General features: G+C 62.2%; 15 protein-coding genes and 1 pseudogene. 5 read left to right on the forward strand and 11 right to left on the reverse strand.

The genetic code is table 11. From position 1 onward, the window contains the following. Positions 1 to 126 precede the first annotated feature (126 nt). The 5 genes from IB241_RS05510 to IB241_RS05530 form a co-directional block, all read right to left on the reverse strand. Entirely contained in the window at positions 127 to 1,758 is a 1,632-nt protein-coding gene (locus IB241_RS05510; protein ID WP_192297383.1) for an ABC transporter ATP-binding protein, read from the reverse strand. Between the two features lie 2 nt (positions 1,759 to 1,760). Further along, positions 1,761 to 2,630 carry an ABC transporter permease gene (locus IB241_RS05515; protein WP_192297384.1) on the reverse strand — a complete coding sequence of 290 codons (870 nt, stop codon included), beginning with the start codon at positions 2,628 to 2,630 and terminating at the stop codon, positions 1,761 to 1,763. Beyond that, positions 2,627 to 3,568 (reverse strand): ABC transporter permease, encoded by a 942-nt coding sequence (locus IB241_RS05520; RefSeq protein ID WP_192297386.1) that lies wholly within the window; start codon positions 3,566 to 3,568, stop codon positions 2,627 to 2,629. Before IB241_RS05520 ends, IB241_RS05515 begins: the two co-directional genes overlap by 4 nt. An 11-nt stretch (positions 3,569 to 3,579) precedes the next feature. Then, positions 3,580 to 5,148, reverse strand: coding sequence for an ABC transporter substrate-binding protein (locus IB241_RS05525; protein WP_192297388.1), 1,569 nt, complete (start codon positions 5,146 to 5,148; stop codon positions 3,580 to 3,582). A gap of 125 nt (positions 5,149 to 5,273) precedes the next feature. After that, on the reverse strand, positions 5,274 to 6,140 hold the full coding sequence (locus IB241_RS05530; RefSeq protein ID WP_192297390.1) for an alpha/beta hydrolase: 867 nt from the start codon (positions 6,138 to 6,140) through the stop codon (positions 5,274 to 5,276). A gap of 131 nt (positions 6,141 to 6,271) precedes the next feature. Here IB241_RS05530 and IB241_RS05535 point away from each other — a divergent pair, with 131 nt between their 5' ends. The 3 genes and pseudogenes from IB241_RS05535 (at position 6,272) to IB241_RS05545 (ending at position 8,175) form a co-directional block, all read left to right on the forward strand. Next, the gene (locus IB241_RS05535) at positions 6,272 to 7,150 is read left to right on the forward strand and encodes a LysR family transcriptional regulator (RefSeq protein WP_192297392.1); all 879 of its coding nucleotides are present in this window, start codon (positions 6,272 to 6,274) and stop codon (positions 7,148 to 7,150) included. 51 nt (positions 7,151 to 7,201) lie between these two features. Continuing rightward, positions 7,202 to 7,411, forward strand: a pseudogene (locus tag IB241_RS05540) (PadR family transcriptional regulator); the annotation flags it as partial. After that, complete coding sequence (locus IB241_RS05545; protein ID WP_192297394.1) at positions 7,408 to 8,175, forward strand: siderophore-interacting protein; 768 nt, start codon at positions 7,408 to 7,410, stop codon at positions 8,173 to 8,175. The pseudogene IB241_RS05540 and the gene IB241_RS05545, both read left to right, overlap by 4 nt. A gap of 44 nt (positions 8,176 to 8,219) precedes the next feature. On the opposite strand, the gene IB241_RS05550 is transcribed toward IB241_RS05545, so the two are convergent. Both IB241_RS05550 and IB241_RS05555 read right to left on the reverse strand, forming a co-directional pair. Next, a complete protein-coding gene (locus tag IB241_RS05550; protein WP_192297396.1) occupies positions 8,220 to 8,846 on the reverse strand; it encodes a Pr6Pr family membrane protein in 627 nt (208 codons plus the stop codon). 4 nt (positions 8,847 to 8,850) lie between these two features. Beyond that, positions 8,851 to 9,084, reverse strand: a complete 234-nt coding sequence (locus IB241_RS05555; RefSeq protein WP_003188882.1) for a VF530 family DNA-binding protein — start codon at positions 9,082 to 9,084, stop codon at positions 8,851 to 8,853. Positions 9,085 to 9,233: 149 nt separating this feature from the next. Here IB241_RS05555 and IB241_RS05560 point away from each other — a divergent pair, with 149 nt between their 5' ends. Beyond that, positions 9,234 to 11,252, forward strand: a complete 2,019-nt coding sequence (locus IB241_RS05560) for a TonB-dependent receptor (RefSeq protein WP_192297398.1) — start codon at positions 9,234 to 9,236, stop codon at positions 11,250 to 11,252. A 438-nt stretch (positions 11,253 to 11,690) separates the two neighbouring features. Next, positions 11,691 to 14,105 (forward strand): glucose/quinate/shikimate family membrane-bound PQQ-dependent dehydrogenase, encoded by a 2,415-nt coding sequence (locus IB241_RS05565; RefSeq protein WP_192297400.1) that lies wholly within the window; start codon positions 11,691 to 11,693, stop codon positions 14,103 to 14,105. A gap of 102 nt (positions 14,106 to 14,207) precedes the next feature. Here IB241_RS05565 and IB241_RS05570 read toward each other — a convergent pair whose 3' ends face one another. From IB241_RS05570 to IB241_RS05585, 4 genes are read right to left on the reverse strand one after another with little or no spacing between them, the layout of a single operon-like run. Next, a complete protein-coding gene (locus tag IB241_RS05570; protein ID WP_192297402.1) occupies positions 14,208 to 14,627 on the reverse strand; it encodes a group I truncated hemoglobin in 420 nt (139 codons plus the stop codon). After that, a complete protein-coding gene (locus IB241_RS05575) occupies positions 14,627 to 15,490 on the reverse strand; it encodes a DUF3034 family protein (RefSeq protein ID WP_192297404.1) in 864 nt (287 codons plus the stop codon). Before IB241_RS05575 ends, IB241_RS05570 begins: the two co-directional genes overlap by 1 nt. Positions 15,491 to 15,495: 5 nt before the next feature. Next, positions 15,496 to 17,844: an EAL domain-containing protein gene (locus tag IB241_RS05580; protein WP_192297405.1), complete on the reverse strand. Its 2,349-nt coding sequence runs from the start codon at positions 17,842 to 17,844 to the stop codon at positions 15,496 to 15,498. Beyond that, entirely contained in the window at positions 17,828 to 18,511 is a 684-nt protein-coding gene (locus IB241_RS05585) for a methylamine utilization protein (RefSeq protein ID WP_192297407.1), read from the reverse strand. Before IB241_RS05585 ends, IB241_RS05580 begins: the two co-directional genes overlap by 17 nt. Positions 18,512 to 18,544: the final 33 nt, after the last annotated feature.

Genomic DNA, 18,544 nt, shown 5'->3' on the forward strand with positions numbered 1-18,544 from the left:
AGGTTCCTGGCAGACAGGTTGAATGGGGTTGTTTTTGTTTTCTTCAGCCATGGCTTCGCCCGCTTCGCAAATCGTCGATTTGCGAAGGGTTGGGGTTCAATGCCGTGGCCTGGGGTGCAGCAGTACCTAAATCACACTGGCACGGAGGCGGTAACTGCCGTCCGCACGTTTCTCCAAGGGGCTGGCCGCGGCGAGTAGCCGACGGGTGTAAGGGTGTTGTGGGGCGTCGAAAATCGTGTCACGCGGGCCCATTTCGACCACTTCGCCCTGGTTCATCACCGCTACACGGTGGGCGATGCGCTCCACCGCCGAGAGATCGTGGGAAATGAACAGGCAGGCAAAGCCGTATTGGCGCTGCAAGCGCTCGAACAGTTCGAGGATCTGCTTCTGGATGGTCATGTCCAGTGCCGAGATCGGCTCGTCGGCAATCACCAGTTTGGGCCGGCGCACCAACGCCCGGCCAATCGCCACGCGCTGGCGCTGGCCACCGGAGAGTTGATGGGCGAAGCGCTCGCGAAACTGTTCGGGCAAGCCCACGTCAACCAGGGTGTCGGTGACCCGCTGACGCTTTTGCGCGGCCGTCAGGGCTGGTTCATGGCGCAGCGGTTCGGCGAGGATCTGCCCGACGGTCATGCGCGGGTCGAGGGACGAATACGGGTCCTGGAAGATCATCTGGCATTGCAGGCGATGTGCCCGGTTGGCGGCTTTGAGGATGTCCACTCCCTGGAACAGGATCGCCCCGGCACACGGGTTGACCAACCCGACGACCGCGCGCCCGAGGGTGGTCTTGCCCGAACCGCTGCCACCCACCAGGGCCAGGGTCTCGCCCGGCGCGATACTCAGGTTCACCGAGTGCACCACGCGCTTGGGCACGCTGCGCCCCCAGAAACTGCGCGGCCCCGGGTGTTCGATACACACATCGCGGACCTGCAACAACGCGCTGTCGGCCGCCGGCACTGGCACCAGTTCCCCGCGCCGTGGCAGCGCTTCGAGCAGTTGCCGGGTGTATTCGGCCTTGGGGGCAAAGAGGATGTCTTCGATACGGCCCTGCTCTACTGCCTTGCCCGAGCGCATCACCACGACTTTATGGGCGTAACGCGCTACCAGGGACAGGTCGTGACTGATAAACAGAATCGCGGTGCCCTGCTCGCGGGTCAGTTCCAGCATCAACTCGATCACGTCCAGTTGCGCCAGGCAATCCAGGGCCGTGGTGGGTTCGTCGGCAATCAGCAGTGCCGGGCGCAGCAGCATCACCGAGGCCAGCATGATCCGTTGACGCATGCCACCGGAGAACTGGTGCGGATAGGATGCCAGGCACTTTTCGGCGTCCTTGATGCCGATGCGTTGCAGCATGGCGATGCAGCGCTCATGGATCGTCGCCGCATCCAGCGTGGTATGCAGTTTGAGTGCCTCGCTCATCTGCCGGCCGATGGTCAGCGCGGGGTTGAGCGAGACCATCGGTTCCTGGAACACCATGCCGATGCGTGCCCCCCGCACTTCACGCATGGCCTTGGCATTGCTGCTGTCCAGCGCCTGCCCCTGGAAGATGATGCGCCCACCGCACACCTGCATCGGTGCTGGCAGCAAGCCAATGGCAGCTCGCGCGGCCATGGTCTTGCCGCTGCCCGACTCGCCCACCAGTGCGACGATTTCGCCGGGGGCCATGGTGAAGCTGAAGTCATCAACGGCCAGCGGACCGTCCACGCCGACGCGAATCTGTAGATTTTCAACGGCCAGTAAAGGCACTGGAACGCTCATGCTCATTTCCTCATGCGCGGGTCGAGACGATCACGCAAGGCATCGCCGAACAGATTGATAGCCAGCAGCGTCAGGCTGATAAAGATGCCCGGGAAGATCCCCAGCCAAGGCGCCGTCGAGATATAAGTGCGGCTCGCCGAGAGCATGCTGCCCCAGGTCGCGGCCGGCGGTGGAACCCCAAGGCCGAGGAAACTCAGCGCACTCTCCGAGAGCAACGCCCAGCCAAACATGCTGGTGGCCAACACACACAGCGGCGCCAGACAGTTGGGGGTGATGTGACGGAACATGGTGTACAGCTCGGAGTTGCCGATCACCCGCGAAGCCTCGATGAACTCCAACTCACGCAGCGACAGCACGCTGCCACGTACCACCCGCACCACCGAAGGGGTGTAGGCGATACCCAGGGCGAGCACGATGCCGTACTGGCTGGCGCCGACAATGGCCATGATGCCCAGGGCCATAAGGATGCCGGGGAACGCCAGCAACGCATCGTTGAGCATCATCAGCAGCCGGTCGGTCCAGCCGCGCAGGTAACCGGCGAGCATGCCGATCAGCGTGCCGCAGATCACCGCCACGCTGACCGAGAGCAGGCTGATCCACAGGCTGGTACGCGCACCAATGATCAGCCGGCTGAACACATCGCGGCCAAATTCGTCGGTGCCCAGCCAATGCAAGGCGCTCGGTGCGTGCAGGCGTGAGAGCAGGTCCAATTTGAGCGGGTCGTAAGGTGTCCACACCACGCCGAGCAATGCCAGCAACACCAGTGCCGCGAGCAGGCTGCCGCCGATCAGGGCGTTCAGCGGCGGGTAACGCCGGCGCCGCCGAGGCGTGATCGCCGCCACGGGGGGCAAGGCAGGAGTCTTGAGGTTCATAGCTTCACCCTTGGATCGAACAGCGGATACAGCAGATCCACCAGCAGGTTGACCAACACGTAGATACAGGTGACCAGCAGCAGGCAACCCTGCAACACCGGGTAGTCGCGGGAGAAAATCGCATCGACCATCAACCGGCCGATACCTGGCAGGGTGAACACCGTTTCCAGCACCGCAATGCCGCCGAGCAAGTTGCCAAGGATCAGGCCAATCAGGGTCCAGGTCGGCGCAAACGCGTTGCGCAAGGCGTGCCTGCACAGCACCGCACCTTCCGACAACCCCTTGGCCCTGGCATGGGCGATGTACTCCAGGCGCAGCACCTCAATGGTGCTGGCCCGTGCCATCCGGGCAATGGCCCCGAATTCCACCAGCGTCAGGGTGACGATCGGCAGCACCACATAGGTCAGCGCTTTCATCGGGTCAGTGGCAAAGCCGACGTACCCGATCACCGGCAACCAGCCCAATTGAATGCCGAAGACATACAGCAGCAACAACCCCAACCAGAAGCTGGGTACCGACAGCAACAACGTTGCCGTGGCCACCAGGCCCAGGTCCATCGCACTGTTTTGCTTCCAGGCGGCGAGCAAGCCCACCGGGACTGCGAGCACAGTCGCCAGCAATACCGCCACCAGCACCACGGTCGCACTCACGCTGAAGCGCTCGAGCAGCAACTCCAGCACCGGCTGGCGGCTGCTGATGGATACACCGAGGTCGCCACTGAGTACCGATTTAATCCAGATCAGGTACTGGGTCACCACCGAGTGATCAAGCCCCAGGCTGCTGCGCATATCGGCAAGACTTTGCGGGTCGGCCATGTCGCCCAGCATCAGTAGCGCCGGGTCGCCGGGGATCAGACGGATCAAGGCAAACACAATCACCGAGATCAGCAACAGGGTCGGCACCGCCATGCCGAGCCTATGCAATATGAATCGAAACATAGCGCTACGCCTTACTTGGAAGTGTCGAGCAGCGTCACGCCCCACAGGCGCGGCTTGGCAACAGGCCAGGAACGATACCCTTCGACGCGTTTGCCCATGGCGCCGATGGCAGTGCCGTTGTAGATAACCACCATGGGCACATCCTTGAGCATCAGCGTGTGCAGCCTGTCGAACAATGACCGGCGTTTGGCTGGGTCAACTTCACGCTGGGCCTCGCGCAATATGGCCAGGGCTTCGGGGTTGTCCCAGACCTTGCGCGGCTCCTTGTCCTTGTCGCCGATCACCGATTCGTAGCTTTGCGCCGCATCGAAACGTCCCGAATAGGAGAACGACATCATCTGGTAGCTACCCGTCTGGTAACGCTCCAACTGCGTGCCCCACTCCAGGGTTTCCATCTCGATGTTCAACCCTGCCGCTTGGGTCATGGCCTGGCTGAGCAAACCCATGTCAAACATCTGCGGATAGCGCTTGTTGACCAGCATTCGGATCTTTTCACCGCCGTAGCCGGCTTCCTTCAACAGGCGCCGGGCCTCGTCGAGGTTATAGGTATAACCCTTGTGTGCGGTGGCGTCGTAGTACGGACTCGCCGTGGGAATGATTGAATTGTTGACCACCGACAAACCATCGGACAACGCCGCAACCATCTGCGCGTAATCCAGGGACAATGCCACTGCACGGCGGATGCGCACGTCCTTGAGCAACGGGTCGCGAGTCTGGAACAACAGCCCGCTGATGGTCATGATCGGGCTGACCTGGATCTGCAGGTTCTTGACCTGCTTGAGTTGCGCGGCATCCATTGCGGTCACGTCGGGCAGCAGGTCCACGCCACCCGACAGCAGCGCCGCCTTGGCCGAGGCCGAATCGGGGATGACCTCGAACCGCACGGTGTCGACAAACGCCTGCTTGTTGCCGGTGTAACCGTCCGCCTTGTCTTCGGCACGCGGGGTGTATTGCTTGAAGCGATCCAGTTCGACGTATTGGCCCTTCTGCCATCTGCCCAGCGTGAACGGCCCTGTGCCAATCGGTGCGCGCCAACTGCCATCCGCGGCCAGGGAGTCTGGATGCAGGATGCCGCTGCCCGCACAATCCGGGCGCGCCATGGCAGCCAGGAACAAGCCATTGGCCTGATCCAGGGTGAATACCACGGTCTTCGGGTCGGGGCTGGCGATATCAACGATCTTGGCCGCACCGCGCCCATCGAACTCTGCCAGGCAACGCCACTGAGTCTTGGGGGCCAGGTAGCGCTGCCAAGTCCATTGCACATCCTTGGCCGTCAATAGCTGGCCGTTGTGGAAGTGCACGCCGTCACGCAGGGTAAAGGTGTAGCGCAGGCCATCCGCCGAAACGTCAACCGCGCTCGCCAGCATCGGGGCGATGCTGGTGTCTTCACGGTACGCCACCAACCCTTCGACGATATGCATCATCACCGCGTCGGTGTTGTCATCGCGGTTGACGCCTGGGTCGGTGCTACGGATATCACCGTTGAGCCCAACGCTGATGACCTTGTCCTGTGCAACGGCTATGGAAAAGGTGCACGCCGACATTACGACGGCCAATGCCGTCTTTACGTAACTATTCACGGGAGAAAGACTCCTTGAAGGAATGTTCCGGTCAGTGGCGGGAGCCAAGGCAGGACCGGCATCAGAATGAGTGAATCCTTGGTTATTTTTATACGGTCTGTTCTGAGTGCATCACCTGCGGTGTATCAGCCCAGGCTGCGCTTGTGGCGCAACACCTTGGCGAAAAAATCCTGGGCAGCCGGCATCGCCTTGATGCCCTGGTGCGCGACGTTGGGCAGCAGGTCAAAGTGCACCTGCACACCGGCGGCCTCGAAGCTGGCCTTCAAGGTAGCCAGGCGTTCCGGTCGCGTACGCCCGGCAGCGTTGGCCCCGGCCATGAAGTGTTTGCCGCCTTCACGGTGGGTGATTTCCCAGGTTTCGAGGTCTGAATCCCCCACCACCATATGCACGGGCAATCGCTGCAAGGCTGGCAGGTTCAACGGTTTGCCAAAGCGCGTGGCAAAGTCCCGCACACCGACCCACCAGTCCTGATCGGCATCGAGCAGGGTCACCGAACCGGGCGCGCCGATGGACGCCGCCCAGAGTTTTTCGGGGTGCAGATAGCAGAAGCGATGGGTGAATTGCCCACCACCGGAATAGCCGAACAGTGCAAAGGTATCGAAGCTGCGACCGTAGCGTTTGCCAACACTGGCGATCATGTCGAGTAGTACTTGGTCGTAACGGATATCGCCCTCGACCATCTGCTTGTAGCCATCACCATTGCCGTCGCCCAGCACACCGACCGGGAACAGCGGCGACAGGATCACACAATCGTTCCAGCGGCCAAACTCCGCGAAGCCATTGCGGTAAACCTCCATCGCACGGGTGGAGCCGTGCAGCGAGACCACCAGATCTACCGGCCGGGTGGTGTCCTCGATGGCTTCAGGCACGTAGAGGGTGTAGGCAAACCGGCTGTCCTCATGGTGGGAGTACACCGTGGTTGCACCGAGGTGATACACGTTTTTTGCCGCACGCAATGCTGCGTATTCAGGGCTGATATCTGGATTGCTCATTTGGAAAGTTCGCCGAGTCAGTTCGGACTTGAGTATTGGCAGAGTGCTATAAAAAGAAAAACTAATTTAACTTTATCCAGGGTAAACAAAACCTTTACGATGCAATCGCATCCATGAGCACGGGCCTCTCCATGAGCAACATTCGTTTCTTCAAGACGTTTATCGCCGTCGCCGAATACGGCAGTTTTGCCGCCGCCGCCGACCGTGTGGCCCTTACCAACGCCGCTGTCGGCCAGCAAATGCGAGCCCTCGAAGAAGAGATGCGCCGACCACTGTTCGACCGTAGCCAGCGGCAGATCAAGCTGAGCCGCGATGGCGTGTTGTTGCTGCCCAAGGCCAAGCGCCTGTTGGCGGACTACGAGCAAATGATTGCCGAGGCCCCCGATGGCATGGCCATGGAGGGTGAAGTGTCCATCGGCGGCATTACTTCCGGCATGGGCCTGCTCGCCAATTGCCTGGTGCAACTGAAAAAGCTGCACCCTCGCATATCGGTCAACCTGATGACCGCCCGCTCCGACGAAGTGGTCAATCTGGTACACGCCGCCAAGCTTGACGCGGCCTTACTGATCGAGACGGCACGGCAGAACTTCGATGGATTGAGCTGGACCCTGCTCTACAACGAGCCCATCGTCATGCTCGCCAATGCTGCGCAAACCGCCGGCATCAACGACGCAGTGGAATTGCTCAGGACCCAGCCGTTCATTCGCTATGACCGTTCCACTGCCGTAGGCCGCAAAGTGCAGTCGATCATCAAGAGTGAATCGGTCGAACCGTTGGAAATCCTCGAACTGAACTCCATCATCGGCATCGCCGACCTGGTACGCCAGCAAGTCGGAGTGGCCATCGTGCCGCTGCTGAAAAATTTCGACTGGCACAAAGACCCAAGCCTGCGGGTACTGCCATTGCCGGGAGACTTGGCGGTGCGCCGAGTGGGGATCTTGGAGCAAGGCACCAAAAGTGCAATTACCGGGGAAATTCGCAAGTTGCTGATGTCGGCAGTGGCAAAGTAATCCTGCCCTTGGCGCAGTTCATCAGTGCCGACCATTGGAAAAGTCCGTGATAACCTGATTCGCCAGATCGACGGCGCCTACCCCCCCGGCATGATCGACCCGACGCTGACGTTCCTGGAAAAAAACGCTACACAATCACCGACGCCGGTCGTCTCTTCTCTAGCGAGCCTGCAGTGGCGCTGGAGCCCGCAAAAAATCGTTCGTGTCGCAGCGCTGCTCAATCGCACCGCTCAAACCATTGCCGACGGGAAAGACCCATGAAGACTCAAGTAATCCACCGCGTTAGCCACGAAATCAAACGCCGTCGCCTGCAGGTGCTGCGGGTGGTCGACATCACCCCGCGCATGCGCCGCATCACCCTGGGCGGGCCTGAGCTGGCAGGGTTTGTCAGCCTGGGCAGCGACGACCATATCAAGCTGTTGTTCCCACAGAACGCCGCCGAACAGGCCGCGCTGGAGAGCCCGAGTTTCAACATCAAGGGCGACGGCCCGCAACCGGCCATGCGCGACTACACGCCGCGCCGTTTCGACCTGAGCCTGGGCGAGTTGGACATCGACTTCGTGCTGCACGGCGACGGCCCCGCTTCGACCTGGGCCGATCAGGCGCAGGTCGGCCAATACCTGTACATCGGCGGGCCACGGGGCTCGATGATCGTGCCGGACATCTTCGACAGCTATCTGCTGATCGGCGACGAAACCGCCCTGCCCGCGATTGCGCGACGCCTGGACGAATTGCCGGCCGGGCGCACGGTGCTGGCGGTGATTGAGATTGCCGATGCGGCGGAAAAGCAGACGCTGAACAGCGCGGCCGATGTAGAGGTGATCTGGGTGATTCGTGGCCAGGATGACCTGGTGCAAACCGTGCGCAAGCTGACGCTGCCGAGTGGTTCGCTGTACAGCTTCGTGGCGACGGAAACCAAACTGTCGCGCCAGGTGCGGCGCGTGTTGTTGGATACGCACAAGGTCAACGAGGAATTCCTCAAGGCCGTCGGCTACTGGCGTGCCGAAGGCAGCGAAGAAGACTAAGACCGGACTCGGGCAAAGCTCCCACAGTTGGAGCTTTGCCCGCTTCAGGTACGGGGGGATTTCAGCAGCTTGTCCAGCCCGACCACCGCCAACGCAACCGCAACAAACCCCGCCAGTATCCCTCCGGCATTCACAAATACTTGTGGATAACCGAGCGTGTCCACATCGATGAACGGGTACTGATACTGCCCAAGCAAATGCCCACGCAGCAGCACATAACCAAAGTAGATCAAGGGGTAAATCACCCATGCGCCGATGTGCTTGAGCCGCAACGAGCCCTTGGGCACACAGCGCCACCAATAGATGCAAAACAGCACCGGCATCACATCGTGCAGCAACTCGTCGGCAACCCATTGAAAGCCTTCCGGCTGCCACAGGTACCGCAGCAGAAGGCTGTACGCCAGGCCCACCACGACGATGCTCACGGCGATGCCACTGCTGATCCCTGGCGCGAGGAAAAACCGCTTCGCCGCCGAATCGCGCCTGACCAGCGCATAGCTCAACACCACCACCGCCAAGGTGTTGGTCAGCACCGTGAAGAAACTGAAGAAGTTGATCAACCCGCCCAACAGGCTGGCGCCGCTGGACCAGCGCGAATAGAAGATCAGGTATTGCTGGATTGCCAGCCCCGCCCAGCCGGCCAGCGCCGCCGCGGCCACAAAGCGCTTCACCGGCTCAATCCAACGGGCGTTTGGTGCGCATCAGCTTGACGTACAACCCTTCGACTTTTTCCCGCGCCCATGGGGTCTTGCGCAGGAAGGTCAGGCTCGACTTGATGCTCGGATCACTCTTGAAGCAGCGAATATCAATGCGTTCGGCCAGGCCGGACCATTCGTAGTGTTCCACCAGGGTGGTGAGGACGTGTTGCAGGGTCACACCGTGGAGGGGGTCGTTGCTTGTCGCGGTCATGCCAGGCCTATGAAAAAAGTGCTCACGAAGGTGCACACCTTAGCACTGCACCTGCCAGTTATAAAAAGTTCCCGTTCCCAGCGAAAAAGAGATGTTATATTGTAACGATAGTTATCAAATCTTTTCGCCGTTTTGCCAAGGAATGTCCGATGTCCCTCTCTTCTCTGTGGCGCTTGACCCCGCTTGCCGCCGCCCTGTTGATCTGCTCCCAAGCCCAGGCCCTTGAGCTGCAACCCCAAGTCATCACCGGCAACCCGCTGGGCAGCGAGCAACTCGCTTCGCCGACCACCGTGCTGGAAGGCGATGACCTGACCCTGCAACAAAAAGGCAGCCTCGGCGAAACCCTCAACAAGCAGCCAGGCGTGTCGTCCTCATACTTCGGCCCAGGTGCCAGCCGGCCGATCATCCGTGGCCAGGACGGCGACCGTATCCGCATCCTGCGCAACGGCGTCGGCGCACTGGATGCGTCGTCGTTGTCCTACGACCACGCGGTGCCGCTGGACCCGATCAATGTCGACCGCATTGAAATCGTGCGCGGCCCGGCGGCCTTGCTGTACGGCGGCAGCGCCATCGGCGGCGTGGTGAATACCTTCGACAACCGCATTCCCACCGAAGCCATCGAAGGCATCCACGGTGCCGGTGAATTGCGCTACGGCGGCGCCGACACCACCCGCAGCAGCGCGGGCAAGCTGGAAGCCGGCAACGGCACGTTCGCCTTGCACCTGGATGCCAACGCACGGGAATTCAACGACCTCAAGATCCCGGGCCAGGCCCGCAGCCGCCATGCACCCGAGACCGACGATGGCCCCGGCAAAAACGGGCGCCTGGGCAACAGCGACGGGCGCCAGGACGGCGGCGCCGTAGGCGGTTCCTACACCTGGGACGACGGTTACGCCGGGCTGTCCTACAGCAATTACGACGCTAACTACGGCTCCCCCGCCGAGCAGGACGTGCGTATCCGCATGAAGCAGGATCACTACGCCTTCGCCTCCGAAATCCGTAACCTGCAAGGGCCGTTTACCTCGGTCAAAGTCGACGCGGGCTACACCGATTACGAACACCGCGAGATCGAAGGCGGCGAAACCGGCACGGTCTTCAAGAACAAGGGTTATGAAGCCCGCGTCGAAGCCCGTCACCAACCGATCGGCCCGTTCAACGGCGTGGTCGGTGCCCAAGTGACGCGCAACGAATTTTCGGCCCTGGGTGAAGAAGCCTTCGTACCGCAGACCGATACCAATGCCGGCGCGCTGTTTATCCTCGAAGAGATGCAGGCCACCGAACGCCTCAAGCTCAGCCTCGGCGGGCGCCTGGAACACACCAGCGTCGACCCGGACGCCAAGGGCAACGCCCGCTTTGCCGGCGCCGACAAATCCAATGATTTCACCGCCGGCAGCCTGTCCTCGGGCGCGGTCTATACCCTCACGCCGATCTGGTCGCTGGCCGCGACCCTGGGCTACACCGAGCGCGCCCCGACCTTCTACGAGCTGTACGCCAACGGCGCCCACGTCGCCACCGGCACCTACGAGTTGGGCGACGCCAACCTGAAGAAAGAGAAAGCCGTATCCAGCGACCTGGCCCTGCGTTTTGACAATGGCACCCACAAGGGCAGCTTCGGCGTGTTCTACAGCCACTTCTCCAATTACATCGGCTTATTGGGCAGTGGTCGTACGCTGAACGATGAAGGCGAAGAAGACGCGGATGGCATCCCCGAGTACAAATACTCCGGCGTACGCGCCCGTTTCGCAGGCTTTGAGGCCCAGGATCACTGGAAACTCGGCGAAGGCGCCTACGGCAAGTTCGCACTGGAGCTGTCGGGCGACTACACCCGCGCCACCAACCTCGACACCGGCGAAGCCTTGCCACGCATCGCCCCGCTGCGCTTGAACAGCGGCTTGCTGTGGGAACTGGAGCGTTGGCAAGCGCGCATCGACGTGGAACACGCCGCCGGCCAGGGCCGTGTGCCGGACAACGAAAGCGGCACCGATGGCTACACCACCCTGGGCGCGAGCGCGGGTTACCGCTTCAATGTCGGTGGCAGCGAGTGGCTGGCGTTTGTGAACGGTGAAAACCTCACCAACCAGACCGTGCGCTATGCCAGCTCGATCCTGCGGGACATCGCGCCGGCGCCGGGGCGCAGCGTGCAGTTCGGCGTTCGTACGACGTTCTAAGCGACACCGTAGATCCCCTGTGGGAGCGGGCTTGCTCGCGAATGCGGTGGATCAGTCACAGCTGCATTGACTGACACACCGCATTCGCGAGCAAGCCCGCTCCCACATTGGTTTTGCAGCGACGATTCGTCACTGTTACCAATTCAGAAATGATGCATATCGCGATTCGCCCTTTCTCTCCAAGACAACTCCCTTTATCCTTCCCGGCAACAACCTGAAACGTTTCATTTCCCCGGTCGACCCCATCTTGCCGAAGCCTCCTGCTCGTAAAGACAGCGCTGTCTTACACCCCCCTGCGCCTGGGAATAAATCGCCCGCCTGTGGATAACCATGCTTATCCACAGAAAAACCGACTATCGCTGAACCAAGCCCGCGCTGAATCGTCATCTACAGTGAAGCACGGGGTTACATAATTCCAACGTAACGGAGAAACACACTATGAGCACTGATGGTGCTTCAAGTCCGAGCCGCTTGCTGCCCAAGCTGCTAGGCGTCTTGCTGCTGATCATGGGCCTGGCCTTGCTGGCCGGCGGCGTCAAGCTGAGCATGCTCGGCGGGTCGCTGTACTACTTGCTGGCCGGTATCGGCGTCGGCCTGACCGGCATCCTGCTGCTGGCCAACCGCCGCGCCGCGCTGGGCCTGTACGCACTGGTGCTGTTCGCCAGCACCGTATGGGCCCTGTGGGAAGTCGGCCTGGACTGGTGGCAATTGGTGCCGCGCCTGGCACTGCTGTTTGCCTTGGGCATCGTCATGCTGCTGCCGTGGGTCCGTCGCCCGCTGCTGAACGGCCAACCGGCGCCACTGGGCACCGGCGCGCTGAGCGTGGCCGTGGTGCTGGCGGGTGCTACTGCCCTGGCCAGCCAATTCACCAACCCGGGTGAACTGGTCAAAGGCCAGCTGGACCGCGACGCCGTGCCTGGCATGACCAACACCGCACCGCCCCAGCCCGATGGCGACTGGAATTCCTACGGCCGCTCGGCCTTTGGTGACCGTTACTCGCCGCTGGCGCAGATCACCCCGCAGAACGTCAGCAAGCTGGTCCCGGCGTGGACCTACCGCACCGGCGACCTGCCTGGCCCGAACGATCCAGGCGAGACCACCGCGGAAAACACCCCGCTGAAAGTCAACGGCATGCTCTACGTGTGCACCCCACACAGCCAAGTGATTGCCCTGGATCCGGACACCGGCAAGGAAATCTGGCGCTTCGATCCGAAGATCAGCAGCATGGGCGCCGAGAACTTCAAAGGCTGGGCCCACATGACCTGCCGTGGCGTGTCGTATCACGATGACGCCGTCTACGCCTCCGAACAGAGCCCGACCGGCAGCGCCAGCCCGGCCGCCGCGCCGAATGCCTGCCCGAAACGCATCTTCGTGCCGACCGCCGACACCCGTCTGATCGCGCTCAACGCCGACACCGGCAAGATGTGCGAAGACTTCGGTGACAAAGGCCAGGTCGACCTGCGCGCCAACATCGGTGGCTTCGCCCCCGGCGGTTACTACTCCACTTCGCCACCGGCCGTGACCAAAAACCTGGTGGTGATCGGCGGTCACGTCACCGACAACGTCTCCACCGACGAACCCAGCGGCGTGATCCGTGCGTTCGACGTGCATACCGGCAAGCTGGTGTGGAACTGGGACAGCGGCAACCCGGACGACACCACCCCGTTGGCCGAAGGCAAGACCTACACCCGTAACTCGCCGAACATGTGGTCCATGTTCTCGGTGGATGAAAAACTCGGCCTGCTCTACCTGCCGATGGGCAACCAGATGCCCGACCAATACGGCGGCGACCGTACCGATGAATCGGAAAAATACAGCGCCGGCCTGACCGCCCTGGACATCGACAGCGGTCACGTGAAATGGCACTTCCAGTTCACGCACCATGACCTGTGGGACATGGACGTGGGCGGCCAACCTTCGCTCGTCGACATCAAGACCGCTGACGGCGTCAAGCAAGCGGTGATGGCGTCGACCAAGCAAGGCAGCATCTACGTGCTGGACCGTGCGACCGGCCAACCTGTGGTGCCGATCAACGAAGTCCCTGTACCGCAAGGCGCAGTGGCCGGTGATCGCACCTCGCCGACCCAACCCAAGTCCGACCTGAACTTCATGCCGCCGCCGTTGAAAGAGCGCGACATGTGGGGCGTGACCCCGTTCGACCAACTGCTGTGCCGGATTGATTTCAAATCCATGCGCTACGACGGTCCGTTCACTCCGCCATCGCTGCAGGGTTCGATCGTTTACCCAGGTAACTTCGGCGTGTTCGACTGGGGTGGCATTTCTGTCGACCCGGTACGCCAACTGGCCTTCGTCAACCCAAGCTACATGGCGTTCAAGTCCAAGCTGATCCCGGCCGCCGACATCGCCAAGCAAGGCCCGCGCGTCAGCGAAACCGAAGGCGTGCAGCCGAACAAAGGCGCGCCGTACGGCGTGATCCTCGAAGCGCTGCTGTCGCCACTGGGCCTGCCGTGCCAGGCGCCGGCCTGGGGTTATGTGGCTGCGGTCGACCTGACCACCCACAAAACCATCTGGATGCACAAGAACGGCACCGTGCGTGACAGCGCGCCGGTACCAATCCCGCTGACCATGGGCGTGCCAAGCCTGGGCGGGACGTTCACCACCGCCGGTGGCGTCGCGTTCCTCAGCGGCACCCTGGACCAGTACCTGCGTGCCTATGACGTGAAAAACGGCAAGCAACTGTGGGAAGGCCGCCTGCCAGCAGGCGCGCAAACCACTCCGATGACCTACACCGGCAAGGACGGCAAGCAGTACGTGCTGGTCGTGGCGGGCGGTCATGGTTCCCTGGGTACCAAGCAGGGTGACTATGTGATGGCGTTCAAACTGCCGGATTAAGCTTTACCGGCAGTAAAAAAGGCGGCGACCTGTTGAGGGTCGCCGCCTTTTTTCATGTTCATTGACACAAAACCAACTGTGGGAACGGGCGTGTGTGCAAGCTCAGTGCTCGATCACTTCGCCGCGCATGGGCGCCAACCGCGCTATCAGGCGATTCTGCACCGGCACCGAAATCCCTTGCTTGTCCATCGCTGCGATCAAATCCTCGACCAACGCATTGAAGTCACTGCGGCTCACATTCTGCCCCTTGTGACTCTCCGCCATGCTGTCCCCGGTATACACGCACGGCCCGCCCGCCTCTGCGCAAAACTGCTCGATCAGCTTATTACGCAAACGCTGGATGTCGATCCGCCGGAAGCGCTCGACGATGCGCTCATCACGGGCGATGTTGAGCAGCATGCCCTCGACGATCCGCGTGATGCCGGGCATGGCGCCAAGGTCACGGTACAGGCTGTCATCCTTCGGCGGTTGCTGGGCACAGGCGCCGAGCAGCAGGACCAGGCATAGCGGTAGCCAGCGCATCAAAAACTCCCTTGCACAGACAGATAAGTGCCGTTCTGGTTATCCAGCGTGGCGATTTCGCCGAGGCGTGCGTAGGCCAATACAAACGACACATGCTTGTTCGGGAAGTAGCCGACAAACACATCCGCCCAGTCGCTTTCACCGGCAAACGACAGGTTGTCAGGCTTTTCGCGGTATTCCACACCCACCGCCCAGCGCGGGTTGAACAGCAGCGCCACCGAGCCTTCCTTGAGCAGGCTGCGGCTGTCACGGCGGTCGCCGCCAAAACCGAGCAAGCCGGTTTCATTGGCGCGGCTGTAGCGCAGGCTGCCGTTGACCAGCACGTTGTAGCCAAAGGCTGCACCCATGAACAAACGGCTGGCGGCCAGGTAGCCTTCGACGTCGCTGTCGCGCTTGGCACCGACCAGGTTGGGAATGTCGAAGTTAGTCTGGTGCTTGTATTCCAGGCCCAGGGACACCTGGGGCAGGTTGTCGTAGATCACATCGCCAAACAGCCGCACCTTGAGGCCCAGTACGTCCTGGCCGAGGTGGTCTTCGGGCAGGTCCAGCTTGTGCACCAGGGTGCCCAGGTCGAAACGCTGGCGGGCGAAAGACAGCTCGACACGGTTGTCATAGGCCAGCGCCAGCCCGGCCACGTCGAGCCGGTAGTCCGGCAGGTTGACCGTGGTGGCGAACGCCGTGGCGCCCCACTCGTGCTGTTCGCCGTAACCGGCCAGCACCGCCCACGGCGTGATCCCGCCGCCCGCCGTGCCTTCAATGCTGCTGGCGCCGCCGGTGGCAATCAGGCGGCCGTTGTCGGCCAGCGCAGTTTGCAGGGTCAGGGCGCCGAGGCAGCCGATCAGAACGGAACAACGCACGCGCATGTCACTCAATGAACCAGGGAAGTTTGCGCACTGAGGGGCAACGCCACCCAGGCTTCGAAAGCATCGGCACTCAACGGCCGGCTGATCAGGTAACCCTGGGCCGTGTCGCATTGCCAGCGCTCCAGCAAGCGTAGGCTATGGGCGTACTCGACGCCCTCGGCGACGACCTTGAGGCCCAGGTTGTGGCTCATCTCGATGGTGGAACGCACGATCACCGCGTCTTCACTGGTTTCATCAAGGTTGCGCACAAAGGATTGGTCGATCTTCAACTCTTGCACCGGCAGGCGCTTGAGGTGCGCCAGCGACGAATAGCCGGTGCCGAAGTCATCCACCGACAGGCTGATGCCACAGTCGCGCAGCAGGTGCAGGACTTTCAGGGCTTTTTCCGGCTCGCGCATCACCGCGCTTTCGGTGATCTCGAACAGCAGTTGTTCGGCCGGCAAGCCATAACGGCGCAGCAGCGCCGAGACGCGATGGGCCAGGTCATCACCGAGCAGATCATCCGCCGAGATGTTCAGCGACAGTTGCAGGGACAGGCCGCGCCGGTTCCATTCACACAGTTGGCGGATGCCCTCTTCGATCACCCAATGGGTCAGCAACTGGATGCTGCCCGAGCGTTCGGCCAAGGGGATGAATTCCGCCGGCGAAACCATGCCGAACTGCGGATGCTGCCAGCGCAACAAGGCTTCGGCCTGGCGTACGTGGCCTTGGCGGATGTCGAGTTTGGGTTGGTAGTGCAAGAGCAACTGGCCCTGGCTGGGCGCGTGGCGCAGGTCGCGGATCAGGGTGACCTGGCGACGGTGCACAAGGTCGCGACCGTGTTCGTAGATCTGCAGGCGGCCGGGCATTTGCGCGGCGTCCTTCATCGCAATCGCCGCACGTTCGAGCAAGGTGTCGGCGCTTTCACCATCGTCCGGGTAGGCCGCAATACCAAGGCGGCAATCCAGCGCCAGGTCGTGGCCGTTGATGCGCCGTGGGCGCAGCAGCAACTGTTGCAGCTTGTCGGCCAGGCCCACCGCTTCGTCGCTGCCGGCGCCTTCGAGCAGCAGCAGGAATTCGTCGGCGGTCAAATGCGCCAGGGTATCGCCGGGGCGCAACGCGCCTTGCAGGCTGCGGCTCACGTCCTGCAACAACTGGTCGACTGCCTCAGGCCCGGCGGTTTCGCTGGCAGCGCGCAGGTTGTCGATGCCCAGGTAGATCAGCGCCATCGGCCGGTGCGTGGCAATGGCATTGCCCAGGCGTTCCATGGCCAATGCGCGGTTGGGCAAGCCGGTGAGGCGATCATGCAAGGCGTTGTGCGCCAGTTGCAGCTCGCGCTCGGCGATGCCGCTTTGCATCGAGTTGAACACGCTGGCCAAGCGCCCCAGTTCATCACTGCGCGCCAGCACCACGGGCGTCTGGTAATCGCCCTGGCCGATGCGTTCGGCGGCGAGCGCCAGGGCCTGCACCGGGCGCGAGACACCGCGTGCCAGCAGCAAGGCACCGATCAACGAGGCAATCAACGCGATCAAGGCAATCCCGAGGATTTTTTCGTCGAGCGGCGCAAACGCCTGCATCGCCGCATCCAAGGGGCTCTGCAACAGGGCCAGGACCTGGCCGTCGGCGTCGCTGGCCAACACCAGCGACTGGCTGAGAAAACTGTGTTCCAGGTGTTCGGTGGTGGCCACACCGTGATGCGTACCCTGCGCCAGCATCAGGTTGACGATACTGTCGCGCAGCACCTGGGGCTGGGTGCTGACCAACTCGCCCGGCTGCTGGCGGTCGAGGCTCAGGAACGACACTTCCAGGTTGCTCAACGAGCGCAGCTCTTCGGCGAACGCGCTGTCCATGCGCAGGCCCATCACCACCCGCGCAATCGGCAGCGGCGCCAGCACCGGCGCTTCCACCAGCAGGTGCGGCATGCCTTGCAGCGGCACCATCAGCATGGTCTGGCGATTGCGCCGCGCGTCGCGCAGCGCCTGGTCATAACGAAAGGTCGAGCCTTCGGGCACCTCGTCGAGGGTGCTGGCGAGGACTTTGCCGTCCATGCCCAACAGGATCATGTCGCTGGCGTTGATGCGCTTGCCGTGGTTGAACAGTACCGAGCGCATGGTGGCCGAATCGCCACTGGCCACCGCATCGCGAAAACCGAAGTCGGACGCCAGCAATTGCACACCGTCGGCCAGGCGCCGGCCGCGCACGTCGAGCAAGCGTTCGAAGACCCGCGCACCGACTTCCAATTGCGCCTTGGCCTGGCCGCGCACCGCCTCGCTGGTCGCGGCCTTGACGCTGAAATACAGCGCACCGACCACCACCAGCAACAGCAGGATCAGCACACTGGCGACACGCGCCTGGAAGCTACTGCGCAGTTTCATGGGCGGCTCGATTGAAGGCATCGCCAAACGCAGTCGGTGTGGGCGCTGGCGGCAGGTCGGCCGACGGTGGTTCAAGCTTGAGTTGCACGGCGTGGCTCAGGCCCGTGGCAGGCAGGCTCAGGGTGCCGCCGTCCTGCGGCTGCATGTCGAGCAATTGCGGGTGCCACAGGGTGACGTGGTAGGCACCGGCCGGCAGGTTGTCCAGGCGCACGCGGCCCTGGGCATCGCTGACGCCGAAGCGGGGGTCGTCGGTGACATAGATGTAGCCGAGCATCCAATCGTGGATATTGCAGCCGAGCACCACCACCCCGGGCTTGTCGAACAGCAACGGTTCGGTGGGCGTGCCTTCGTACAGGCGCAGTTCAAAGCGCTTGGCCGCGGAGAACGAATAGACCTGATGGCGGATGTTGTCGCTGTTGGGGAAGCGCACCTGGGTGCCGGTGTGCACCGCCAGCACATGGGGCGCGAACTTCTGGCCGCGTTGATCCATATCGGCCTTGAGCGTGCCAACGGGCGCACCGACCGGACCTTGCAAGGTGATCACGGCATCGCTGACCGGCGTCTGATCGGCCTGTCGCACCTGTACGTCCAGTGTCGCGGCACCGGCGTCGGTGTGGGCGGACAACAATACGGCCGCCAGGGAAAACTGCAGGAAAATCCGGTTCATCAAGGGTCCGCACGGCAGTGAAAAAAAGCGGCC

It is taken from the genome of Pseudomonas sp. PDM05, assembly GCF_014851685.1.
Lineage (GTDB): Bacteria > Pseudomonadota > Gammaproteobacteria > Pseudomonadales > Pseudomonadaceae > Aquipseudomonas.

Coding starts and splice junctions, on each gene's coding strand:
- IB241_RS05510 (WP_192297383.1), bottom strand. CDS start 1,758: ATGAGCGTTCCAGTGCCTTTACTGGCCGTTGAAAATCTACAGATTCGC.
- IB241_RS05515 (WP_192297384.1), bottom strand. CDS start 2,630: ATGAACCTCAAGACTCCTGCCTTGCCCCCCGTGGCGGCGATCACGCCT.
- IB241_RS05520 (WP_192297386.1), bottom strand. CDS start 3,568: ATGTTTCGATTCATATTGCATAGGCTCGGCATGGCGGTGCCGACCCTG.
- IB241_RS05530 (WP_192297390.1), bottom strand. CDS start 6,140: ATGAGCAATCCAGATATCAGCCCTGAATACGCAGCATTGCGTGCGGCA.
- IB241_RS05535 (WP_192297392.1), top strand. CDS start 6,272: ATGAGCAACATTCGTTTCTTCAAGACGTTTATCGCCGTCGCCGAATAC.
- IB241_RS05545 (WP_192297394.1), top strand. CDS start 7,408: ATGAAGACTCAAGTAATCCACCGCGTTAGCCACGAAATCAAACGCCGT.
- IB241_RS05555 (WP_003188882.1), bottom strand. CDS start 9,084: ATGACCGCGACAAGCAACGACCCCCTCCACGGTGTGACCCTGCAACAC.
- IB241_RS05560 (WP_192297398.1), top strand. CDS start 9,234: ATGTCCCTCTCTTCTCTGTGGCGCTTGACCCCGCTTGCCGCCGCCCTG.
- IB241_RS05565 (WP_192297400.1), top strand. CDS start 11,691: ATGAGCACTGATGGTGCTTCAAGTCCGAGCCGCTTGCTGCCCAAGCTG.
- IB241_RS05570 (WP_192297402.1), bottom strand. CDS start 14,627: ATGCGCTGGCTACCGCTATGCCTGGTCCTGCTGCTCGGCGCCTGTGCC.
- IB241_RS05575 (WP_192297404.1), bottom strand. CDS start 15,490: ATGCGCGTGCGTTGTTCCGTTCTGATCGGCTGCCTCGGCGCCCTGACC.
- IB241_RS05580 (WP_192297405.1), bottom strand. CDS start 17,844: ATGAAACTGCGCAGTAGCTTCCAGGCGCGTGTCGCCAGTGTGCTGATC.
- IB241_RS05585 (WP_192297407.1), bottom strand. CDS start 18,511: ATGAACCGGATTTTCCTGCAGTTTTCCCTGGCGGCCGTATTGTTGTCC.